This window comes from Actinokineospora auranticolor (assembly GCF_041897805.1).
Lineage (GTDB): Bacteria > Actinomycetota > Actinomycetes > Mycobacteriales > Pseudonocardiaceae > Actinokineospora > Actinokineospora auranticolor.
Genome location: NZ_CP154825.1, coordinates 662,148 through 682,279, shown reverse-complemented (window position 1 = coordinate 682,279; position 20,132 = coordinate 662,148). Strand labels below are relative to the sequence as shown.

Here is a 20,132-nt window from a genome sequence, read left to right as displayed (position 1 = left end):
GAGTCCTGCTGAGAGGTCTGGCCACGATGGGCGGCATGACGGAAACCACATCGTTCGACGTCTACGACCGCAACTGCCCGGGCCGGGCGGTCATGGAGCACATCGCCAGCCGCTGGGGCGTGCTGGTGCTCGCGGTCCTGCTCGACGGCACGCTGCGGTTCAGCGAGCTGCGCCGCGCGGTGGGTGGCGTTAGCGAGAAGATGCTCGCCCAGACCCTCCAGGCGCTGGAGCGGGACGGGCTGGTCCACCGCGAGGTGCGCCCGGTGATCCCGCCGCACGTCGACTACTCGTTGACCGCGGTCGGCGTGCCGATCGCCGAGCAGGTGCGCGGCCTGTACCGGCTCATCGAGGGCAGCACCGCCAAGATCCTGCGCGCCCAGGCCGACTACGACGAGCGGCGGGCCGCGACCCGGTGACCCCGTTCGCCGACGCCGATTTCCCCGCTGTCCCCTACCCCGGTTCCCGGCCCGCGCACTCCTACGTTCACGACGCGGACGGCGGCTGGGCCATCACCGCCGACCCCGCCGCGCTCTCCGGCTGGCGCGTGGACACCCGGGACCTCGACGACTGGCTCGCCGACCGCGGCGCCGCCCCGATGGCCGCGCGGGTGCCGGTGCTGTCCTACGGCTCGAACCCCTGCCCGTCCAAGATCACCTGGCTGCGCACCGACCTCGGGCTCACCGGTCCCGTCGTCGTGCTGCGCGCCCGGTGCCGCGACCTCGCCGCGGTGTGGGCCGCGGGGTTCCGCGTGGTCGACGACCAGCGGCCGGTCGTGCTGGCCGCCTACCCCGGTGCCGTCGAGGACCACGCCGTCCTGATGGTGACCCCCGACCAGGTCGCGGTGCTCGACGTCTGCGAGGGCCGGGGCGAGCGGTACGCGCTGGCCCGCGTCGCCTCCGGTGAGGTCGCGCTGATCGACGCGCACGGCACCTTCGACCGCGTCCCCGCCTACGTCGGCGCGACCACCATCCGCCGCCCCCTGCTCGTCGACGGGAAACCCGTCCGGTGCGCCGACGTCCCGCAGGCGGCGGCGGTCGCGCTCGTCGGCGAGCCCGCGCGAAGCGACGGCTTGACCGTGGAGGCGATCACCGGAGCGCCGGATCCCGCCGACTTCCCGGGAGCGCTATTCGTCTACGGCACGTTGCGCCCCGGCCGGTCGCACTGGCACCTGCTGGCCGACCACGCCGCCGGGCCACCGCGCGGCGCACGGCTCGCGGGCAGCCTCTACGACACCGGGTTCGGTTACCCGGCAATGGTTCTGGGTGACGGCCCCGGCGTCACCGGCAGCGTGGTCCCCATCCACTACGGCACGGACCTCAGCGCCATCGACGACTACGAAGGCGATGAGTACAAACGGGTCCGGGTGGTTCTCGAAGACGGAACCCTTGCCTGGACTTATGTCTGGATCGCCCCCTTCGACGGAATGCCCCTGGTACCGCCAATGGAGTGAACGTGAGCCGTTGCGCCCCAGGTGTTCCCGAGCGCTAGTAAGACGGGTAGCTCAGCCGTTCTGCGACTACCCGAGGAGAAACCATGTGGGGGAACGCTTTTGCCGCACTGGCGCTCGCCGCGACCGCGGCCGCACCGCAGGCGGTGATCAACCAGACCGACCAACCAACCGAGCAAGCCAACCGGGTGGCGATAAGCCAATGCGCGCCGACGCAACTCTCCGGTGAGGTGCGCGACCTCGATTCCGGCGCGGGCCAGCGGTACGCGACGCTGCGCGTGCGCAACACCTCGGCCACCGCGTGCCTGTTGCAGGGCTACGGCGGCCTGGGCTTCTACGCCGCCGACGGCCTGCCGAACCCGACCGACGCGGTGCGCACGCCCAACCCGGGTCCGAGCGCGCTCGTGGTGACCCCCGGCGCGACCGCCGACAAGCGGCTGCACTGGAGCGTCGTCACCGGCCCCGGCGACAACGCGGACGGCCCGTGCCAGCGCGCGTCGACCGGGCTGCGGGTCATCCCGCCGGACGGCACCAGCCCCTTCACCGTGCCGTTCGCCTTCGGCGCGGTCTGCTCCGGCGGGCGGATCGAGCACAGCGCGTACTTCCGGCCGTAAGCCCGGCCGAGCGGGCTGAAGACGGAGAGTGGGGTGTTACCCGTGCCGTCCCACCGGTAACACCCCACAACCCCGATCCCTGTTGGGACCCCACCCTGCATGGGCTCGCGGGTGCGTCACGTCCGCCCACCCTTGCGGGGGTTATTTTCCCTCTTTCGTGGCGATCTGTAAACCACTGTCCTACGCTCCGCCGAGCTCGTCCCGGAACTCGGCCCAGAACTCCTGGGCGCAGCGCTCGATCCGGATCCCCAGTTCCAGCGACTTCATCGACCACGGGTCGGCGTGCGGCACCAGGACCTCGTACATCCGCGCGTACTCGTCCGCGCGCGCCCGGTGCGACTCGAACCGGTCGTGGGCCAGCGTGGCCAGGTCGCCGTCGGCGCCGAAGGTCGAGAAGAACAGCTTGAGCAGCCCCAGGTCGCGCACCTCGGTCTGGTCCGGGGTCGGCGCGGACAGCCACTCGCGCAGCGCGGCCCGACCGAGGTCGGTGATCGAGTAGGTGCGCCTGCGCCTGCCGCCCTCCTCCTCGGACGCGACCAGCAATCCGGCCTCGGCCAGCCGGGCGGGCTCGTCGTAGAGCTGCGAGTGCGCGAAGGCCCAGAAGTTGCCGATGGTGCCGCCGACGCGCTGCTTGAGGTCGTAGCTGGTCGCCGGGCCGTGGGCGAGCATCCCCAGTACCACGAATGACGTGGCGTTGAGCTTGCGCTCGCGCGCGCCCTGGCTTGGTTCGGGGGGCAGGGTGGCACCTCCTGGCGAAAACTCGGCACGGGGAACGCGAAGACCATACCTAGCAAGGTGAACCGATGTCCCCATTCGGCGGTACCGGGACGGCGTATGGCCGTCCCGGGGCGCCGACTGGTCAGCCGAGGTGCTTGACCTCCAGTCGTCCCTCTGCGTAGTCGGCCCGCAACACCTTCTTGTCGAACTTGCCCACGCTGGTCTTGGGCACCTCCGCCACGAACGCCCAGTTCTCCGGCACCTGCCAGCCCGCGACCTTGCCCTCGAGGAAGGCCCTCAGCTCCTCCGCGCCCGCCTCGGCCTCGGGTCGCAGCACGACCGCGACCAGCGGCCGCTCGGTCCAGCGCTCGTCCGGGACGCCGATGACGGCCGCCTCGGCGACCGCCGGGTGCGCCATGACGTGGTTCTCCAGCTCCACCGAGGAGATCCACTCACCACCCGACTTGATGACGTCCTTCGCCCGGTCGGTCAGGGTGAGGAAGCCGTTCGGGGTGAGCGTGCCGACGTCGCCGGTGCGCAGCCAGCCGTCGGTGAACTTCTCGGCGTCCTCGCCGGGCTCGGGCCGGTAGTAGGCGCCCGCGATCCACGGTCCGCGCACGGCCAGCTCGCCGACGCTCGCACCGTCCCACGGCACGTCCTGGCCGTCCTCGCCGATCAGCCGCGCGGTGACCGAGGCCGGGAGCCTGCCCTGGGTGACGCGGTACTCCCAGGCTTCCTCGCCGGTGGCCCCGGCGGGCGGGCGGGCCACAGAGCCGAGCGGTGAGGTCTCGGTCATGCCCCACGCGTGGGTGATGTGCACGCCGTGGCGGTCGGCGAAGGCGCGCATCAGCGACGGCGGGCAGGCCGCGCCGCCGATGACCACCTCGCGCAGCGAGGACAGGTCGGCCGGGTGCCGCTCGAGGTGCGCCAGCAGGCCCTGCCATATGGTCGGGACGGCGGCCGAGTGCGTCGGGCGCAGCGTGGCGATCATGGTCGCCAGCGGCTCCGGCTGCAGGAACCGGTCCGGCATGACCAGCGACGAGCCGGACATGAACGCCGCGTACGGCAGGCCCCAGGCCATCGCGTGGAACTGCGGCACCACGACCAGCGAGCGGTCGCCCGCGGACAGCCCGAGCCCGTCGACCATGCAGACCTGCATGGAGTGCAGCCAGATGGACCGGTGCGAGTAGACGACGCCCTTGGGGTTGCCGGTGGTGCCGGACGTGTAGCACATCGCCGCCGCCGCGCGCTCGTCCACTTCGGGCCAGTCGAAGTCGGGGGACGCGGCGTCGAGCAGGGCGTCGTAGGAGTGCACGGCGACGCCGTCGGGGGCGGCGAGGGCCTCGGCGGGCCCGTTGGCGACGACCACGTGCCGGACGGTGGTGAACGTGGGCAGCACCTTGGCCAGCAGCGGCGCCAGGGTCGCGTCGACGATGACGACGTGGTCCTCGGCGTGGTTGGCGATGTAGGTCAGCTGCTCGGGGAAGAGCCGGACGTTGAGCGTGTGCAGCACCGCGCCCATGGCGGGGACGGCGAGGTAGGCGGTCAGGTGCTCGGTGTTGTTCCACATGAACGTCGCGACCCGCTGGTCGCCGGTCACTCCCAACCCGCGCAGCGCGTTCGCCAGCCGGCCCGCGCGGGCGCCCACCTCGGCGTAGGTGCTCGTGCGCCCCCCGTCACCGGCCCAGGTGGTCACCTCGCTCGCGGCGTGCACGGTGCTGCCGTGGCGCAACAGCGTGGCGATGGACAGGTTGCCGTCCTGCATCGTGCTTAGCATCGTTGTTCAAGCTCCCTGGACCGCCCCGACTTACCGACTGGTAGTCGCAGACGATAAGGCACGTTTGGGGGTCGGGAACACGAGGCAAATCGACCATTTTCGGTATTTGATCATGCTGTCACGCTGCGTCGCCACGCCCAGGGTCGCGTGCTCGGGAGGAGGTTTGCGCGTGTCGGGGGTATGTTGCCCTGCGAGGTGTCGTTTACTGGTGAAAGGCATGGCGCCGCCGGGTCGCACGGTGCGCCTGGAGCGGGGGTCGCAGACCGCTCCGGTGACCGTCGGTAGCCGCGATGCCCCGGAACCACTGCTGACCCGCCGCTGCCGCGGTCGGGTGAAGAAGGAAAGGATTACCACGTTGGCTCTGCCCACGTTGACTCCCGAGCAGCGCGCCGATGCGCTGGCCAAGGCCGCCGAGGCCCGCAAGGCGCGGTCCGAGCTGCTGGCGCAGATCAAGTCCGGCGAGAAGTCCATCGCCACTGTGCTCGGCAAGGCCAAGGAGGACAAGACCATCGGGAAGACCAAGGTCGCTGCCCTGCTCAAGGCCGTTCCCGGCCTGGGCGCGGTGAAGGTGGCCGCCCTGCTGGAGCAGGCCGGGATCGACCCCGACCGGCGCGCGGCGGGCCTCGGCGATCGGCAGCGCTCGGCGCTGATCGACGCGCTGAACTAGGTTTCCCCCGAGCACCGCTGGTGAGCGCCCACGGGCCGCTCACCAGCGGTTTTCTCTTTCCCGGACGCGCCGGTGGCCAACGCCATACCAGCCGTTCGACGCGGCTGTGGGCATGATGGGGGCATGGACTCCGAAGGCGGTGCCACCAGGCTGTTCGACGGTTCGTTCCTGCTGGCCGGTCCGGAGACCACGGTGGTCGCCGACGGCGTGCGCGCGGTGGTCGCGGAGACCGACCCGGACGAGCTCGCCACCCGGGTCACCAAGGACCTCGTGGACTCCGGCGTCCCGGTCGCCGTGGGCGCGCTGCCCTTCGACGGCGACGCCGCGCCGCATGTCCTTGTCCCCCAGTCGGTGCGGTGTACGGGGACCGTCCACCCGTACCGGTCCCCTGTGGAGCCGTGGCGTCCGTCGCCACCCACCGTAACCGAGGTACCCACCGGTGACGGCTACCGGCGGGCCGTGGCGGCGGCCGTGAGCGCGATGCGCGCGGACGAAGGTCTACGCAAAGTGGTCCTCGCGCGCACCCTCGAACTCACCTACGCCGAGCGAATCCGGCTGGACGCGCTCTTGCCGGGCCTGGTGGAGACGAACCCATCCGGTTACACCTTCGCCACACCGCTCCCCGGCGGCGCGACCCTCTTCGGCGCCAGCCCGGAGCTGCTGCTGTCCCGGCGCGGGTCACGGGTGGAGTCGAACCCGCTGGCGGGCTCCCGACCGCGCGGCGCGGACGACGCGGCGGACCGGGCGGCCGGGGCGGAGCTGCTGGCGTCGGCGAAGGACCTGGCCGAGCACCGGGTCGTGGTGGCGGCGGTGGTCGAGGGGCTGCGCCCGTTCTGCCGGTCGCTGACCGTCCCCAGTGGACCGTCCCTGGTCGGCACGCCGACCATGTGGCACCTGTCCACAAAGGTCACCGGAGAACTCGTCGACCTGGACGTCTCCGCCCTGCGGTTGGCGGCGGCGCTACACCCGACCCCGGCCGTGTGCGGGACCCCCAGACCCCTGGCCCGGACGGTGATCGGCGAACTGGAACCGTTCTCGCGCGGCTTCTACGGCGGGGCCGTGGGCTGGTGCTCGGCGTCGGGGGACGGGGAGTGGGTCGTGGGGATCCGGTGCGGGGAGGTGCTGGGCTCGCGCATGCGGCTGTACTCGGGCGCGGGCATCATGCCCGAGTCCGACCCCACCGCCGAACTGGACGAGACCTCAGCCAAGTTCGCCACCCTCTTGCGGGTCTTGGGCCTCTAGCCACAGCGTCGCGATGCCCCAACCGGTCCGCTCCAGGCGACACCGGGTACACGAGCACGCCTCCAGGCGCGCTCACCTCCGGCCGTGGCGACCCGGCGACGACCGCCGCACCGCCACCCCCGCTAGTCCGAAGGGGTGGACGTCACCGCGCGACCGACACACCACGCACGGCTACGCGACACGCCTTGCACAGTCTGGAGTGGAGTTCGGAGGCTCGCATGGGTGCCGGGTACGCCGTGGTCGACGTGGAGACCACCGGGTTGTCGCCGGGGTACAAGCACCGGGTCGTGGAGATCGCGGTGGTCCAGCTCGACGACAGCGGCGAGGTGACCGGCGAGTGGTGCACCGTGGTCAACCCGCAGCGGGACCTGGGGCCGCAGCACATCCACGGCGTCCGGGCGGCCGACGCGCGGCGGGCACCGGTGTTCGCCGACATCGCGGGTGCGGTGGTGCGGCTGCTCGGCGGGCGGGTCCTGGTGGGGCACAACGTCTCCTTCGACGCGCGGTTCCTCCAGGCCGAGTACGAGCGGCTCGGCGTGGACGTCCAGTTCACCGACCTGCCGACGCTCTGCACGATGCGGCTGGCGAGCCGCTTCCTCGACACCCCGTCGCGTTCGCTGTCCGCCTGCTGCGAGGCCGCCGGGATCCCCCTGGTGTCCGCCCACTCCGCCGCGCACGACGCCCGCGCGACGGCGGCCCTGCTGACCCACTGCCTGCGGCGGGCGGGCGCACCCGCCCCCTGGCGCAACCTCACCCGGGTGGCGGCCGGTTGGCCGTGGCCGGACCTGCCGCCCGTCGCGTTCGAACCGGTGGTGCGCGGCGCCGACGGCCCCGACGACCCGCACTTCCTGGGCAGGCTGGTCGACCGGCTCCCCAGGGTCGGGCAGCCCGCGTCCGCCGACGACTACCTCGCGGTGCTCGACCGCGCCCTGCGGGACCGGTACCTGTCGGCGGACGAGCAGCAGGAATTGCTCGACACCGCGAACGGTCTCGGTCTGAGCCGGGCCGAGGTGCTCACCCTGCACCGCGGTTACCTGGCCGACCTCAGCCGGGTCGCCTGGGCCGACCAGGTGCTCACCGACGAGGAAGCCACCGACCTGCGCACCGTGGGCGCGCTCCTGGGCCTGGGCGCCGACGACATCGGTCAGGCGCTGTCCCCCCGCTTCCGCCTGGCCGTCGGCGACGGGGTGGTCTTCACCGGCCAAACCCGGGAACCCCGGGAAATCTGGGAAAGACGCGCGGCGGCGGCCGGTCTGGTCGTGGGACCCGGTGTCTCGAAGAAGAAGACCCGGCTGCTGGTGGCGGCCGACCTGGACACGATGTCCGGCAAGGCGGCGAAGGCGCGGGGCTTCGGCATCCCCGTCGTGTCCGAGGATTCCTTCGCCGGGATGCTCGCGGCGCTCAGCGCGGGCGATTGATCACTTGCGGCAGGACTGCGGTGGGCACAGGAGCTTGCTCAGCGCCTGGTAGAAGATCTCGCCGACCTTGCCCGGGTCGGGCGTCGAGTAGACCTGGCCACCGGTCGGCCGGGCGATGGCCTCCAGTTCCGCGGTGTCCACGTCCGGGCCGATGCCCATCCCGACGATCGGCAGCGGGCGCTTCGGGTCCTGGAGCTTTCCCAGTTCCTCCAGCAGCTTGTCCCGGGTGATCCCGTCCCGGTCCTCGTTCTTGCCGTCGGTCAGCACGACGACGAGGTTGAGCCGCCCGGGTTCCCAGTTGGTCCGCGCCGACTGGTAGGCCGCCAGCACGGAGTCGTACAGCCCGGTGGCACCGCCGCGGATGGCGTGCACGTCCCGGAGCTTCTGCATCGCGCCCGAGTTCAGCTGCTCTGTCACCGGGCGCACCGGTAACAGCTCCCGGTAGTCCTTGTCGCCGTCGAGGTTGGTGGCGAACAGCCACAGGCCGAACTTCGTGGTGGGGCGGAACATCCCGATGCCGTGCTCGGCGGCCTGGATGGTCAGGGCCATCCGGTCCATCCCCGTGCCCGGCACCGGTTCGGCCATCGAGCCGGAGACGTCGAGCAGGATCTGCATGCGGGCGCTCAGGTTGACCCCGGCCCACTGGGTCAGCACCTGCACCGCCTCGTCCGGTGTCGGGAGCGGTATCGAGTTGAGCGCCTGCGTCGAGGTGCGGTTGTCCGCCGCGCGGGTGCCCGCGAACGAGCCGTCCGGTGCGCGGAAGCCCGCGTCCGCCATGGAGGACAGGGTTTCCGGCTTGTGCAGCTGGTCCAGGAACCGGTCGGCCAGCGGGCGCAGCGTGTCGGAGACCGTGGGCAGGATGGCGTACGGGTAGTCCAGGGACGGGGTGTCGGCGTACGCGGCCACCAGCCCGAACGGCGGGTTGCCCGCGTTGTACCGCAGCACCGAGTTCTCCGACGCCGGGAACGCGTTGATCGGCCCCGCCGTCGACGACGTGCCCGGCAGGCGGGTGAACAGGTCGCTTGCCTGGGGCATCGTGTTCGGGGACAGGTGCCGCATCGCCGTGGTGGACGCCGCGCCCGGGTCCGCCGCGGTGGCGGTGGCGGCGCGGATGCCGATCAGCGCGGACAGGCCGATCGGGTCCTTGGTCGGGTCGGCGATCCCCGCCGCCACGTCCCGGCTGAGCGCGGCGGCCCAGGTCGGCGCCGCGTCCGGCCAGCCGAGAGACTTGGCGAGGTCCTCGGTCATCGCCAGCACCACCGGCGACGACGCGATCGAGCTGCCCGAGACGTCGTTCGGCCAGGCGCCGCGCTCCTGCGCGCGGCGCAGCCACAGGCTCGACTCCGGGATCCACACGTCCGGTGCCTGCGAGGCGTCGGTGACCGCCAGGGACTCCACCGCGGCCGACGACGGTTTGGCGTCGACCTCGATGCGGTGGCAGGCGTCCGTGGACAGCTTGCCGACGGCTTCGACCACCGGTGCGATGTCCGGTGCCGCGACGACCCGCAGCACCTCGACCTCGCAGCTCGCCGTGGTCTCGCGGTTGCGCAAGGTGTCCAGCGCGAACCACCCGCCGACAACCAGTGCCAGCAACACGACGAGAAGCACAACGGTGGAACCGAAGCCCCATTTCGGCCTCTTGGGCGACGAGTGTCGTCCCATGGTGGCTTCAAACCTCTCGCGGGGATCAGGTGGCGCCAGACTAGACGCCAACCCACCCCTACGAGTAGAGCTTGTCCACCTCTGCCCCGAAATCGCGCATGATCACTCGACGCTTGAGCTTCAGCGACGGCGTCAGGTGACCGGTCTCCGGGGTGAACTCCGCGGCCAGCACCCGGAACTTGCGCACGGACTCCGCCTTCGAGACCGCGAGGTTCCCGTCGTCGACCGCCTTCTGCACCTCCGCCAGCAGATCCGGGTCTTGCAGCAGGTCGGCGACGGTCGCGTCGGCGGGCTTGCCCACCGTGGTCTTCCAGTAGGTGAAGTACTCCGGGTCGATCGTGACCAGGGCGGCGATGTACTTCTGGCCGTCGCCGACCACCATCGCCTGACCGATCAACGGGTGCGCGGCGATCCGGTCCTCGATCACCGCCGGTGCCACGTTTTTGCCACCGCTGGTGACCAGGATCTCCTTCTTCCGCCCGGTGATCGAGAGGTAGCCCTCGGCGTCGAGCGCGCCGAGGTCGCCGGTGCGGAACCAGCCGTCGGCGTCGAGGACCTCGCTGGTCGCGCTCTCGTCGTTCCAGTAGCGGCCGAAGACCTGGCCGCCCTTGATGAGGATCTCGCCGTCCTCGTCGATGCGCACGGCCGTGCCGGGCAGCGGTCGGCCGACGGTGCCGGGCTTGAAGTGCGTGGGGGTGTTGACCGTCGAGGCGGCCGTGGTCTCGGTGAGGCCGTAGCCCTCCAGCACCGTGATGCCCACGCCGCGGTAGAAGTGCGTGAGGCGCGAACCGAGCGCGGCGCCGCCGGAGATGGCGTACTTCGTCTTGCCGCCCATGGCCGCGCGCAGCTTGCCGTAGACGAGCTTGTCGAACAGCAGGTGCTTGAGCTTGAGCCCCAGGCCGGGGCGACCGCCCGCCTCGCTGAACGCGATGGCGGTGGCCGCGGCCGCGTCGAAGATCTTGCCCTTGCCGCCCGCGTGCGCCTTCTGCCGCGCGCCGTTGTAGACCTTCTCCAGCACGTACGGCACCGACAGGATGAACGTCGGCTGGAAGGTCGCCAGGTCCTCGAGGAGCGTCTTGGTGTCCGGGCCGTGGCCCATGGTGCACCGGGCGTAGACGCACCCGACCTGCACCATGCGGCCGAAGACGTGCGCGACCGGCAGGAACAGCAGCGTGGACGGCTTCTCCGCCATGCCCTGGCCCTTGAACAGCTGCGGCAGGATCTCCACGCCGTAGCCGCACTCGTCGAAGAAGTTCCGGTGGGTCAGCGCGCAGCCCTTGGGCTGTCCGGTGGTACCGGAGGTGTAGATGATCGTCGCGATGTCCTCGGCCTTGACCGCGGTGCGGCGGGCCTCGACCTCGGCCCCGTCGGCGGCCTTGCCCGCGGCGACGATGGCGGCGACGTCGTCGATCCGCCACACCTCGCGCAGGTTGGGCAGCTTCGGCCGGACGCCGTCGAGCCGGGCCAACTGCTCGTCGGTCTCCACCACGATCGCGACCGCGCCGGAGTCGGACATGATCCACTCGATCTGCTCGGCCGCGGAGGTGACGTAGATCGGCACCGACACCGCGCCCGCGGCCCAGATGGCGAAGTCCAGCAGCGTCCACTCGTAGCGGGTCGCGGCCAGCACCGCGACCCGGTCGCCGACGCCGACGCCGGAGGCGACCAGGCCCTTGGCGACCTCGGTGACCTCCTCGGCGAACCGGGCGGCGGTGACGTCCTCCCACCCCGCCCCCGCGCGCCTGCGGAAGGACACGTCCGACGGGCCGATGCGGGCGTTGGTGAACACCAGGTCAGCGAGGCCGCCCGTCTCTTCACGCTTGGCGACAGCGGGGACGGCGAACTCGCGCATGGTTCTCCTCCTACACGTCAGGTCGCAGGTGGATCGACTCCAACCGGCTACCTAGCGGTAACTTGGCCTGTATCTTGCCGCCAACATCTCACATGGGCCAGGGGGGCGACCCAACCGATATCTGGCAATGGTGACAAAAGCCCCGACCCGGCCGCTGGACAAGGGTCCGGCGGCCGGGTCGGGGTTACCGATACCGGTCGGTCGTCGCAGGTCAGAAGGTCAGCTTCCAGCTGTCGATGTAACCCGTGTCGGCGTTGTAAGTGTCCTGCGCCTTGAGCCGCCAGGTGCCGTTGGCGACCTCCGAGGAGGCGTTGACGGTGTAGCTGGCCAGGATGTTGTCGGCCGAGTCGCTGGTGCTCGAGTTCTTCAGCCGGTAGGTGCTGCCGTCCGGGGCCACGAGGTCGACGACCACGTCACCGCGGAAGGTGTGCTTGATGTCGACGTCCACCTTGAGGGTGGCGGGGGCGTTGCCGCTGATCCCGGAGACCGCGATGTCGCTGTAGATCGCCGGGCCGTTGTCCGGGATGTCCACGTTGGTGGCGTTCTCGAAGACGCGGCCGTTGGGCGGGGTGGTGGTCGGCGGGGTCGTGGTCGGCGGGGTGGTGCCGCCCAGTTCCGCGGCCTTCGCGGCGATGGCCGAGGACAGCGCGCTCACCTCGGCGTACACACCGGGGTAGTTGGCCCGGGCGCAGCCCTTGCCGTAGGAGACGATGCCGACCTGGATCCAGTTGTTGGCGTTGTCGCGGCGGAACATCGGGCCGCCGGAGTCGCCCTGGCAGGTGTCCGTGCCGCCCTGGGTGTAGCCGGCGCAGATCTCCACGGCGGCCTTGAGGCTCGGGTACGCGCTGCGGCAGGTGCTGTCCGGCACCAGCGGGACCTGGGCCTTGAGCAGGTAGCGCTGCTGCGAGCCGCCCTCCGACGCCGCGCCCCAGCCCGCGATGGTGAAGGTGCCGTTGTCGTAGGCGTTGGTGGTGGCGATCGGCAGGGTGGCGCCGCCGGTGATCGGGCTGGACAGGCGGATCAGCGCCCAGTCACCGCCGGTGGAGGTGGTGTAGCCGGGGTTTCGGTAGACGTAGTTCGAGGTCCGGGTGACCCGCTGGGAGCCCTGGAGGTCGACGTCGCCGTAGGTGGCGGTGATGCCGGAGTTGTTGCCCGTGCCGTCCACGCAGTGCGCGGCGGTGAGCACGATGTTCGGCGAGTAGAGCGCGCCGCCGCAGCCCATGGACAGCCGCACCATGAACGGGAACTCGCCCTGGGCGGCGCGGGTGCCGCCGACGACCTGCGGGGTCATCGTGCCGGGGTCGTCGGCCTGCGGCGCGGCGATGGCCTGGCCCGCGACGGCCGCGGCCACCGCGATGGTGCCCACGGCCAAGGCCAGGGCCTTGTGCATTCTGGTCAACCTCTTCACCGGGTGCTTCCTCTCGAAACGTCCACTCGGCGCCCTCGGAGGGGCGCCGACGCAGGGGTGGATGGGTGGCCGTCCACAGTGGAGCTACGCAGGGCGCGGGCGGCCGGTGGGTTTCCTGCTGACCGCCACGGCACGGCGGTCGGAACAGTGGGACGACCCCGGGCCCGCGCGGTGGAGCGCGGCGGGCCCGGGGCGTCTGGCTCGCTAGAAGGTGAGCCGCCAGAGGTCGATGTAGCCGGTGTCGGCGTTGTAGGTGTCCTGCACCTTCAACTGCCACGTGCCGTTGGCGACCTCCGAAGAGGCGTTCACGGTGTAGGTGGCGATGACGTTGTCCGCCGAGTCGCTGGTGCTGGACGCCTTGAGCCGGTACGTGCTGCCGTCCGGTGCGACGAGGTCGATGACCAGGTCACCGCGGAAGGTGTGCTTGATGTCGACGTCGACCTTGAGCGTCGCCGGGGCGTTGCCCGTCTGGCCGGTGACGGCGATGTCGCTGGTCACCGCGGGCCCGTTGTCGGGGATGTCGACGTTGGTGGCGTTCTCGAACACCTTGCCGGGCGGGTCGGGCGGGGTGGTGCCGCAGTTCAGGCCGATGGCGCGCTTGGGGCAGTCGGAGTACTCCAGGAAGTAGAGCACCGCCTCCTTGTTGCGCGCGGTCTCGCGCGGGATGACCTCGTCGGGCGGGTAGAAGCCGCCGCCACCGGCGCCCGTCGGGTACATCTCGAAGGTGTAGCCGTAGATCTTGTGCACGCCCCACAGCCAGTCGTCGATCGACCCGTCGGTGATGTACAGGTCGGAGGACTGCTCGGGGGTGTAGCCGTTCTTGCCCGCCATGGCCCGGCCGATGGTGGAGAAGACCCGCTGGTCCTCGGCGGTCAGGTCGGGGGCGGTGTCGTTGTAGGTGTAGCCGTAGGGCCAGAGCACCAGCTCGGAGTAGGTGTGGAAGTCGATGCCGGTGATGATCTGCTGCTTGCCGCCGACGACCCGGCTGTTGACGAAGTTCTGCAGCGCGCGCACCTCGGGGGCGCTGGCCGCGGACGGGCCGCGGTAGGTCTCGCTGCTGGTGCTGCCGGAGGAACCGCCGCAGCAGCCCCACTTGTAGTCCCAGTTGCGGTTGAGGTCGGTGCCCGCCTGGCCGCCCGCGTTGGGCTGCCGGTTCTTGCGCCAGCTCTGGTAGGAGCCGGTGGAGATGTCGAACTCGCCGCCGTCGGGGTTGACGTCCGGGATGATCCAGATCTCGCGGCTGTCGACCAGGCCCTTGACCCGGGCGTCGGAGTTGTAGCCGTCGGTGAGCGTGTTGATGAGGTACAGCGCCATCTCGACGGTGAGGTGCTCGCGCGCGTGCTGGTGCGCGGTGAACAGCACCTCGGGCTCCGGCTCGTCGGTCGCGGCGTTGTCGGAGATCTTGATCGCGAAGATGTCGCGGTTCTGGTAGGTCTTGCCGACGACCTGCTTGGTGATGATCCCGGGGTGGTCGCTCACCGCCTTGTTGATGTCGGCGGTCATCTCGGCGTAGTTGTGGTAGTTCGAGTCCGCGCTGGGGAAGTCGTAGGGCGTCGCGGTACCGCGGTCGGCCAGCGCGGTGCTCACGGTGTCCACGCGGAAGCCGAGGGCGCGGATGGCGCGGACCTCGTCGGCGGTCGCGGTGACCAGCAACCTGCTGTCCTCGACCCCGTTGACCGCGGCCCCGGTGGCCGCGATGTCGGAGCGCTGGTGGTTGGTCTTGACCCCGACGACGGCGTACTCGGCGGAGGTCCGCTGGGCGGTCTGCTGCGCGGGTCCGGCCACCGCGGCGCTGCCGGACAGCACCACCGCCAAGGCGGCCACCGCCCCGACCACGACGGACAGGCGTTTGCGTCTCACACGTGCCTCCTGCAGGGAGTGCCGGGTGCGCCGGCGCTGGAGGTGGGGATAACGGCCGCGCCTGCCCGGTGCCCCGAATCGGCCCTCACGACCGGTTCACCCGACGACGCAGAAGGATCGTGGCCCGATCCCGGAGCGCAAGACAAGGCTGCGGACGTAGTCACCCGTTACCGGTTCTTTCCCATTCGATAAGCGGTAGACGGAATTAGATAGGTACCCCCACCTATCCCACCCCGCATTGCCCCAAGCCCCTGAGCAGGGCGAAAGTACCCCCACCCCCCTCGGCGGTCCTCGATCCGCCGCACTGGGAACCGGGGTCCGCACCGACCCCGCCCGGCCGACCTGGACGCAGGGGGTCGGCAGGCGCAGGTTCCCCCGGTGGGGAGGACCGTCCACCCCGTACGGTCCTCCCCACCGCGCCTGAATGCATTCGGCTATTCGGCAACCCGGAAATCAACGTTAACCGGAATGGCCGAACGCACCTCGTGACGCAGGCGGACCCGGTTCGTCGCGGGGCGAAGACCACCGCTAACCGAGTGACTCCGGCTGGAGTTCGGCTCGGGACGAGACGCCGAGTTTTCGCAAGACTCGGGCGGCGTGTTGTTCTACGGTGCGTGGGGATAGGAAGAGGACGTCGGCGATTTCTCGGTTGGTGTGGCCCGCCGCGAGGAGGCGGGCCACTTCCTGTTCCCGTGGGGAAAGTTCGTTGCCGTACCCCCGTCGACCGCGCCGCGAGGGCTTCGTGCCGCCGACTCCTCTGAGGGTGTGGCGGCAGCGGGCGGCGTCTCGGGTGGCGCCGAGGGTGTCGAAGGTGTCCACGAGGGTCGAGAGGATCTCGGCGGCCTTGTCGGTTTCCGTTGGCAACAGGCACATCGACTCGCGTTCGGCCGTGGTCGCCGCGTAGTACGGGGCCGGGAGGGCGGCGTAGCGGTCGGTCGCCTCGCGGTAGTGGACCACCGCCGACGGGAGGTCGCCCCGGGCCTCGGCCAAGCGGCCCCGGCAGTGGGCCAGGGCGGCCACCGCCATGGGGAGGTCGCGTCCCTCGACGCCCTCCGCGATCTCCGCGACGAATCGCTCCGCGTCCTTGGTCCGGCCCGCCGCCAGGTAGGTGGCGACGGCGGCCGGGCCGATCTCCGCCGACCAGGCCCACACGCCCTTGGCGCGGATGATGGCGGCGCCCCGGTCGGCGTCGGCGCAGGCCCGGGGGACGTCGTCCTGCGAGAGCGTGGTCCACGCCAGTGCCGCGCAGCCCGCGATGGCGACCGGGGCGATCGACTCCTCCGGGTTGAACGCGCCCGTCTCCGTCAGGTAGCTCGTCGCCTCCGCCCACTCGCCGCGGGCCGTGGCGAGGCTGCCCAGGACCAGGCACAGCTCGCTGGCCACGGGGAACAGGTCCTGGTACTCGTCGAGCAGCCGGTGGGCGCGCTCGGCCAAGCCGTCCCACTCGCCGGTCAGCCAGTCCAGCCGGACACCGGTCGCCCGCGCGGTGCTCACCACGAACGGCGCCCCGCACTCCGAGGCCGCCCGCAACCCGTCGCGCAGCATCTCGCCCGCGAACCGGAAGTGGCCGGTCGACGTGCAGGCGTCCGCCAGGTTGCACCGCGCACGAGCCAGCTGCCGCCGCTGCCCCGGTGTGTACACGGGTTCCGCCAGCCAGTCCGGGTTCGCCATGACCGACGGATCGCCGGTGTGCAGTCGCGAGCCCAACTCGTTGGCCAGCAGCGAAAGCCGGACCTCACTGTCCACAGTGGTCTCGCGATACCTCGACGTGCGCTCCAGCCACGGCCAGAACTCCGCCAGCGGCGTCATCCCCATGAACGGCTGCCCCAGCACCGCCGCGCCCTTGGCCGCCAGCTCCGGCCGCCGCGCCAGGTCCGCGACCGCCGTCTCCAGCTCCCCGCGCGCCTGCTCGACCCCGCCCGCCTGCCGGATCAGCAGCAGCCCCCGGTACAACCGCACCTCCCCGCGCACGGACGTCGACAGCCTGCGGTCCCCCAGCAGCCGCTCCAGGGTCTCCGTCGGGTCGCGCTGGTCCAGCCCCAGGTGCGCGACCTGGCCCAGCTTGATCGCCAGGCGGTCCACGTCGACGGCGGGCAGCGACGGCGCCAGCAGCAACCGGCGCAGCATCGCGGTGGCCGTGCCCGCGTCGCCCACCTCGGTCGCGCGGTCGGCCGCCGCCTCGCCGTAGCGCAGCCAGGCGGCCGTGCGGCCCGCGCGTTCGCTGTGCTCGGCCAGCTGCACGAGCGGCCGCGGCTCGACCTGGTCCAGCGCCTCGATCGCGCGGGTGTGCAGCTGCTGCCGGTCGGGCCCGCCGAGGGTGTCGTAGACCGCCTGACGGGCCAGCGCGTGCCGGAAGCCGTAGCGGCCCGGGTCGACCTCGTGCAGCACGTGCCCGGTGAGCGCGTGCGTCAGCGCCGCCCGGATCCGCTGCTCGCCGATCGCCGCGACCTCGCCGAGCAGCTCGGCGGGCGCGGGGACGCCCAACACCGCCGCCGCCTGCGCCAGCCGGGTCGCGGTGACCGGCAGCGCCGCCAGCCGCTCGGCCATCGCGTCGCGCAGCAGCACCGGCACCTCGACCGCGTCCAGCAGCCGCCGGGCGGTGGCCCCGTCGGCGTGCACGGCGCCCGCCGGGTTGCGCAGCGCCCGCAGGGTCTCCTCGACGACGAACGGGATGCCCGCGGTCCGCTCGTGCAGCTTCGCCGCGAACTCGGCGGACACCGAGTCCTCGTCCAGGATCGCCGCGGTGAGCGCGCGCACCTCGTCGACGGTCAGCGGACCCAGCTCGACCAGGACGCTGGTGATCCCGCCGGGCGGCCGGAACGCCGCGCCCAGCGGGATGCCGCCCGGCACGTCCTCGCGCCGGTAGGTCACCACGATCGACAGGTTCGCGGGTGGGTCGGTCATCAGGAACCGCAGCACCTGCCGCGAGCCGTCGTCGGCCCAGTGCAGGTCCTCGACGACCAGCAGCACCGGCCCGAGCGACCCCAGCACCTCGCGCAGCGCCCGGAACACGCGGTGGCGCTCGGTGCGCGGGTCCCCGATCGGGGGCGGCGGCGGGGGCAGGTGCTCGGCGATCTCCGGCAGCAGCGGCGCGAGCACCCCGGCGACCGCGCTGAGCCCGCCGCGCACCCGCGCCAGCCGCGACTCGGCGCCGCGCAGCGCCTCCAGCACCGCGCCGTACGGGAACGGCTCGCCGACGGGGTGGCAGTGGCCGATGAGGACGGCCATCGGTCCGAGGTCGGTGTCGAGCAGCTCGCGCACCAGGCGGCTCTTGCCCGCCCCGGACTCGCCCTCGACCATGACCACCGCGGGCTGCGCGGGCACCGCGGTCCGCAGCGCCCCCAACTGGTCCACCCGTCCGACGAGCACCGGGGAGCTGGTCCGCACCAGGGAGGCCCCGGCGGTCCGCACCGCGTTCGGTCTCGCTGTCCGGGTCATTCGCACCCTCCCGCGCCCTCATGATCGGCTCGGCCTCCGATGGGCCGAGGAGTCTACGTCGTGCACCGGATCGTGTGTCCACGCTCGGAACACGTGAGCGGGGTCCGCTGCCAGGTCGGGAACGATGCCGGGTGGGGAAGAGGGGGCGGGTGGCGGGAGAAATGGGCACAGCCTAGGCGGCGGAACCGGGCACCGGAACCTCTGGCGACCACCAGCCGAGAAGTTGATCTTCAGTGAAAGACGGGTATCCCTACCTACCGATACCCGGATTGTTCGGGCGCGCGCTCCGCCCGATGGTGATCCGCAAGTGGCTGTCAGTGATCAACCCTGCCCGGCAGCCACACCCCCGGGGGATGCCCAGTCACCCGGAGGAGCGGAAATGGAGAATCCCAGATGCGACTTGATCGCAAGACCCGCGGGATCGCCGTCGGGGTGACCGCCGTGGCCGCCATCGCGGCCGTGGCGGGCACGGCGGTGGCCCAGCAGGACCAGGCGACCGGGACCGTGCTGAGCGCCGCGCAGCCCGTCGCGGGCAGCTACATCGTGGTGTTCAAGGACGACCGCAGCTCCGCGCCGGTCACCAACGGCAAGGCGCTCGACCTGGCCCGCAAGCACGGCGGGCAGGTGCGCAACACCTACACCTCGTCACTGCGCGGGTTCGCCGTGCGGCTCGACGAGGCGGGCGCCAGGGCGATGGCGGCCGACCCGGCGGTCGCCTACGTGCAGCAGGACGGCTACGCGTACGCCTCCGACACCCAGAGCAACCCCACCTGGGGCCTGGACCGGATCGACCAGACGAGCCTGCCGCTGGACTCGAAGTACACCTACGCCAACACCGCGTCCAACGTGACCGCGTACATCGTGGACACCGGCATCTACAAGCAGCACACCGAGTTCGAGGGCCGGGCCAAGGACGGCTACGACTTCATCGACAACGACGGCGACGCCTCCGACTGCCAGGGCCACGGCACGCACGTCGCGGGCACGGTCGGCTCCAAGACCTACGGCGTGGCCAAGAAGGTCGACCTGGTCGCGGTGCGCGTGCTCAACTGCCAGGGCACCGGCCAGTACTCGCAGATCATCGCGGGTATCGACTGGGTCGCCAAGAACGCGGCCAAGCCCGCCGTGGCGAACCTCAGCCTCGGTGGCGGCGCGGACACGTCGGTCGACAACGCGGTGCAGAAGGCCATCGCGGCCGGTGTGACGTTCGTGCTGGCGGCGGGCAACAACGCGGGTGATGCCTGCCAGACCAGCCCGGCCCGCACGCCCGAGGCGATCACCGTCGCGGCCAGCGACAGCGGCGACCGGCGTTCCGTGTGGACGGCGGGCAGCCAGGAGTCCAACTACGGCAGTTGCGTGGACATCTTCGGCCCCGGCTCGAACATCACGTCCACGAAGAACGGCGGTGGCACCACGGCGATGAACGGCACGTCGATGGCCACCCCGCACGTCACGGGCGGCGCCGCGCTGTACCTGTCGGCGAACCCGTCGGCCACGCCGCGGCAGGTGCGCGACGCGCTGGTGAACAACGCCACCTCGGGGAAGGTCACCGACCTCAAGGGTTCGCCGAACAAGCTGCTCAACGTCAGCTTCATCGGCGGTGGCGACCCGGAGCCGGGTGACTGCAACCCGGCGAGCAACGGCGACGACGTGTCCATTCCGGACGCGGGTGCGGCGGTGTCCTCTTCGGTCTCCGTGAGCGGCTGCACCGGCAAGGCGTCCAACGCCACCAAGGTGAAGGTGGACATCAACCACACCTACACCGGCGACCTGGCGATCGACCTCGTCGGCCCGTCCGGCGCGGTCTACCCCCTGAAGAAGGCCCGTGGCGCGTCGACCTCGGCGGGCGTGCACGAGACCTTCACCGTCGACGCCTCGGCGGAGAACCGCAACGGCACCTGGAAGCTCCAGGTGACCGACGTGTGGAGCTACGACACCGGCACCATCGACGCCTGGACGCTGGCCGTCTAGGGATCACTCCTCCCGGCCCGGGCACGCGCGTGTCCGGGCCGGTCCACTTCCGGAAGGAA

Annotated in this window: 14 protein-coding genes and 2 pseudogenes; 7 read left to right on the top strand and 9 right to left on the bottom strand. The window is 71.4% G+C overall.

Annotated elements, in window-relative coordinates; translation table 11 throughout:
* Positions 1–26 precede the first annotated feature (26 nt).
* The 3 genes from V5P93_RS03365 (at position 27) to V5P93_RS03355 (ending at position 2,061) form a co-directional block, all read left to right on the top strand.
* Positions 27–416, top strand: coding sequence for a helix-turn-helix domain-containing protein (locus tag V5P93_RS03365; protein ID WP_104477405.1), 390 nt, complete (start codon positions 27–29; stop codon positions 414–416).
* Positions 413–1,450 carry a gamma-glutamylcyclotransferase gene (locus V5P93_RS03360; protein WP_104477407.1) on the top strand — a complete coding sequence of 346 codons (1,038 nt, stop codon included), beginning with the start codon at positions 413–415 and terminating at the stop codon, positions 1,448–1,450. The genes V5P93_RS03365 and V5P93_RS03360 overlap by 4 nt, the downstream gene beginning before the upstream one ends.
* Before the next feature lie 83 nt (positions 1,451–1,533).
* Positions 1,534–2,061, top strand: a complete 528-nt coding sequence (locus V5P93_RS03355) for a DUF4232 domain-containing protein (RefSeq protein ID WP_104477409.1) — start codon at positions 1,534–1,536, stop codon at positions 2,059–2,061.
* Positions 2,062–2,241: 180 nt separating this feature from the next.
* Here the strand turns inward: V5P93_RS03355 and V5P93_RS03350 are convergent, their stop codons facing one another.
* Positions 2,242–2,730, bottom strand: a complete 489-nt coding sequence (locus V5P93_RS03350) for a PadR family transcriptional regulator (RefSeq protein WP_181043335.1) — start codon at positions 2,728–2,730, stop codon at positions 2,242–2,244.
* 190 nt (positions 2,731–2,920) lie between these two features.
* Positions 2,921–4,555: a long-chain fatty acid--CoA ligase gene (locus V5P93_RS03345; RefSeq protein WP_104477413.1), complete on the bottom strand. Its 1,635-nt coding sequence runs from the start codon at positions 4,553–4,555 to the stop codon at positions 2,921–2,923.
* 355 nt (positions 4,556–4,910) lie between these two features.
* On the opposite strand from V5P93_RS03345, the gene mihF reads away from it, so the two are divergent.
* From mihF to V5P93_RS03330, 3 genes are all read left to right on the top strand, one after another.
* Positions 4,911–5,222 carry an integration host factor, actinobacterial type gene (gene mihF, locus V5P93_RS03340; RefSeq protein ID WP_181043336.1) on the top strand — a complete coding sequence of 104 codons (312 nt, stop codon included), beginning with the start codon at positions 4,911–4,913 and terminating at the stop codon, positions 5,220–5,222.
* 123 nt (positions 5,223–5,345) lie between these two features.
* A complete protein-coding gene (locus V5P93_RS03335) occupies positions 5,346–6,464 on the top strand; it encodes an isochorismate synthase (protein WP_104477415.1) in 1,119 nt (372 codons plus the stop codon).
* A gap of 218 nt (positions 6,465–6,682) precedes the next feature.
* The gene (locus V5P93_RS03330) at positions 6,683–7,882 is read left to right on the top strand and encodes an exonuclease domain-containing protein (RefSeq protein WP_104477417.1); all 1,200 of its coding nucleotides are present in this window, start codon (positions 6,683–6,685) and stop codon (positions 7,880–7,882) included.
* Here V5P93_RS03330 and V5P93_RS03325 read toward each other — a convergent pair whose 3' ends face one another.
* The 7 genes and pseudogenes from V5P93_RS03325 to V5P93_RS03295 all read right to left on the bottom strand — a co-directional run bounded on the left by V5P93_RS03325 (position 7,883) and on the right by V5P93_RS03295 (position 18,102).
* Positions 7,883–9,478 carry a substrate-binding and VWA domain-containing protein gene (locus V5P93_RS03325; protein WP_245931083.1) on the bottom strand — a complete coding sequence of 532 codons (1,596 nt, stop codon included), beginning with the start codon at positions 9,476–9,478 and terminating at the stop codon, positions 7,883–7,885.
* Positions 9,479–9,602: 124 nt separating this feature from the next.
* Positions 9,603–11,396, bottom strand: a complete 1,794-nt coding sequence (locus V5P93_RS03320) for a long-chain fatty acid--CoA ligase (RefSeq protein ID WP_104477421.1) — start codon at positions 11,394–11,396, stop codon at positions 9,603–9,605.
* Positions 11,397–11,607: 211 nt separating this feature from the next.
* Positions 11,608–11,844 carry a proprotein convertase P-domain-containing protein gene (locus V5P93_RS03315; RefSeq protein WP_374066417.1) on the bottom strand — a complete coding sequence of 79 codons (237 nt, stop codon included), beginning with the start codon at positions 11,842–11,844 and terminating at the stop codon, positions 11,608–11,610.
* A 162-nt stretch (positions 11,845–12,006) separates the two neighbouring features.
* A pseudogene (locus V5P93_RS03310) lies at positions 12,007–12,786 on the bottom strand (trypsin-like serine protease); the annotation flags it as partial.
* A gap of 222 nt (positions 12,787–13,008) precedes the next feature.
* Positions 13,009–13,302 (bottom strand): proprotein convertase P-domain-containing protein, encoded by a 294-nt coding sequence (locus V5P93_RS03305; protein ID WP_374066415.1) that lies wholly within the window; start codon positions 13,300–13,302, stop codon positions 13,009–13,011.
* Between the two features lie 132 nt (positions 13,303–13,434).
* Positions 13,435–14,664 (bottom strand): annotated as a pseudogene (locus tag V5P93_RS03300) (M14 family metallopeptidase); the annotation flags it as partial.
* A gap of 528 nt (positions 14,665–15,192) precedes the next feature.
* Positions 15,193–18,102, bottom strand: a complete 2,910-nt coding sequence (locus V5P93_RS03295; RefSeq protein ID WP_104477427.1) for an AAA family ATPase — start codon at positions 18,100–18,102, stop codon at positions 15,193–15,195.
* A 393-nt stretch (positions 18,103–18,495) separates the two neighbouring features.
* Here V5P93_RS03295 and V5P93_RS03290 point away from each other — a divergent pair, with 393 nt between their 5' ends.
* Positions 18,496–20,073, top strand: a complete 1,578-nt coding sequence (locus V5P93_RS03290; protein ID WP_104477429.1) for a S8 family peptidase — start codon at positions 18,496–18,498, stop codon at positions 20,071–20,073.
* Positions 20,074–20,132: the final 59 nt, after the last annotated feature.

Coding starts and splice junctions, on each gene's coding strand:
- V5P93_RS03335 (WP_104477415.1), top strand. CDS start 5,346: ATGGACTCCGAAGGCGGTGCCACCAGGCTGTTCGACGGTTCGTTCCTG.
- V5P93_RS03350 (WP_181043335.1), bottom strand. CDS start 2,730: ATGCTCGCCCACGGCCCGGCGACCAGCTACGACCTCAAGCAGCGCGTC.
- V5P93_RS03330 (WP_104477417.1), top strand. CDS start 6,683: ATGGGTGCCGGGTACGCCGTGGTCGACGTGGAGACCACCGGGTTGTCG.
- V5P93_RS03345 (WP_104477413.1), bottom strand. CDS start 4,555: ATGCTAAGCACGATGCAGGACGGCAACCTGTCCATCGCCACGCTGTTG.
- V5P93_RS03355 (WP_104477409.1), top strand. CDS start 1,534: ATGTGGGGGAACGCTTTTGCCGCACTGGCGCTCGCCGCGACCGCGGCC.
- V5P93_RS03295 (WP_104477427.1), bottom strand. CDS start 18,102: ATGACCCGGACAGCGAGACCGAACGCGGTGCGGACCGCCGGGGCCTCC.
- V5P93_RS03290 (WP_104477429.1), top strand. CDS start 18,496: ATGCGACTTGATCGCAAGACCCGCGGGATCGCCGTCGGGGTGACCGCC.
- V5P93_RS03320 (WP_104477421.1), bottom strand. CDS start 11,396: ATGCGCGAGTTCGCCGTCCCCGCTGTCGCCAAGCGTGAAGAGACGGGC.
- V5P93_RS03365 (WP_104477405.1), top strand. CDS start 27: ATGGGCGGCATGACGGAAACCACATCGTTCGACGTCTACGACCGCAAC.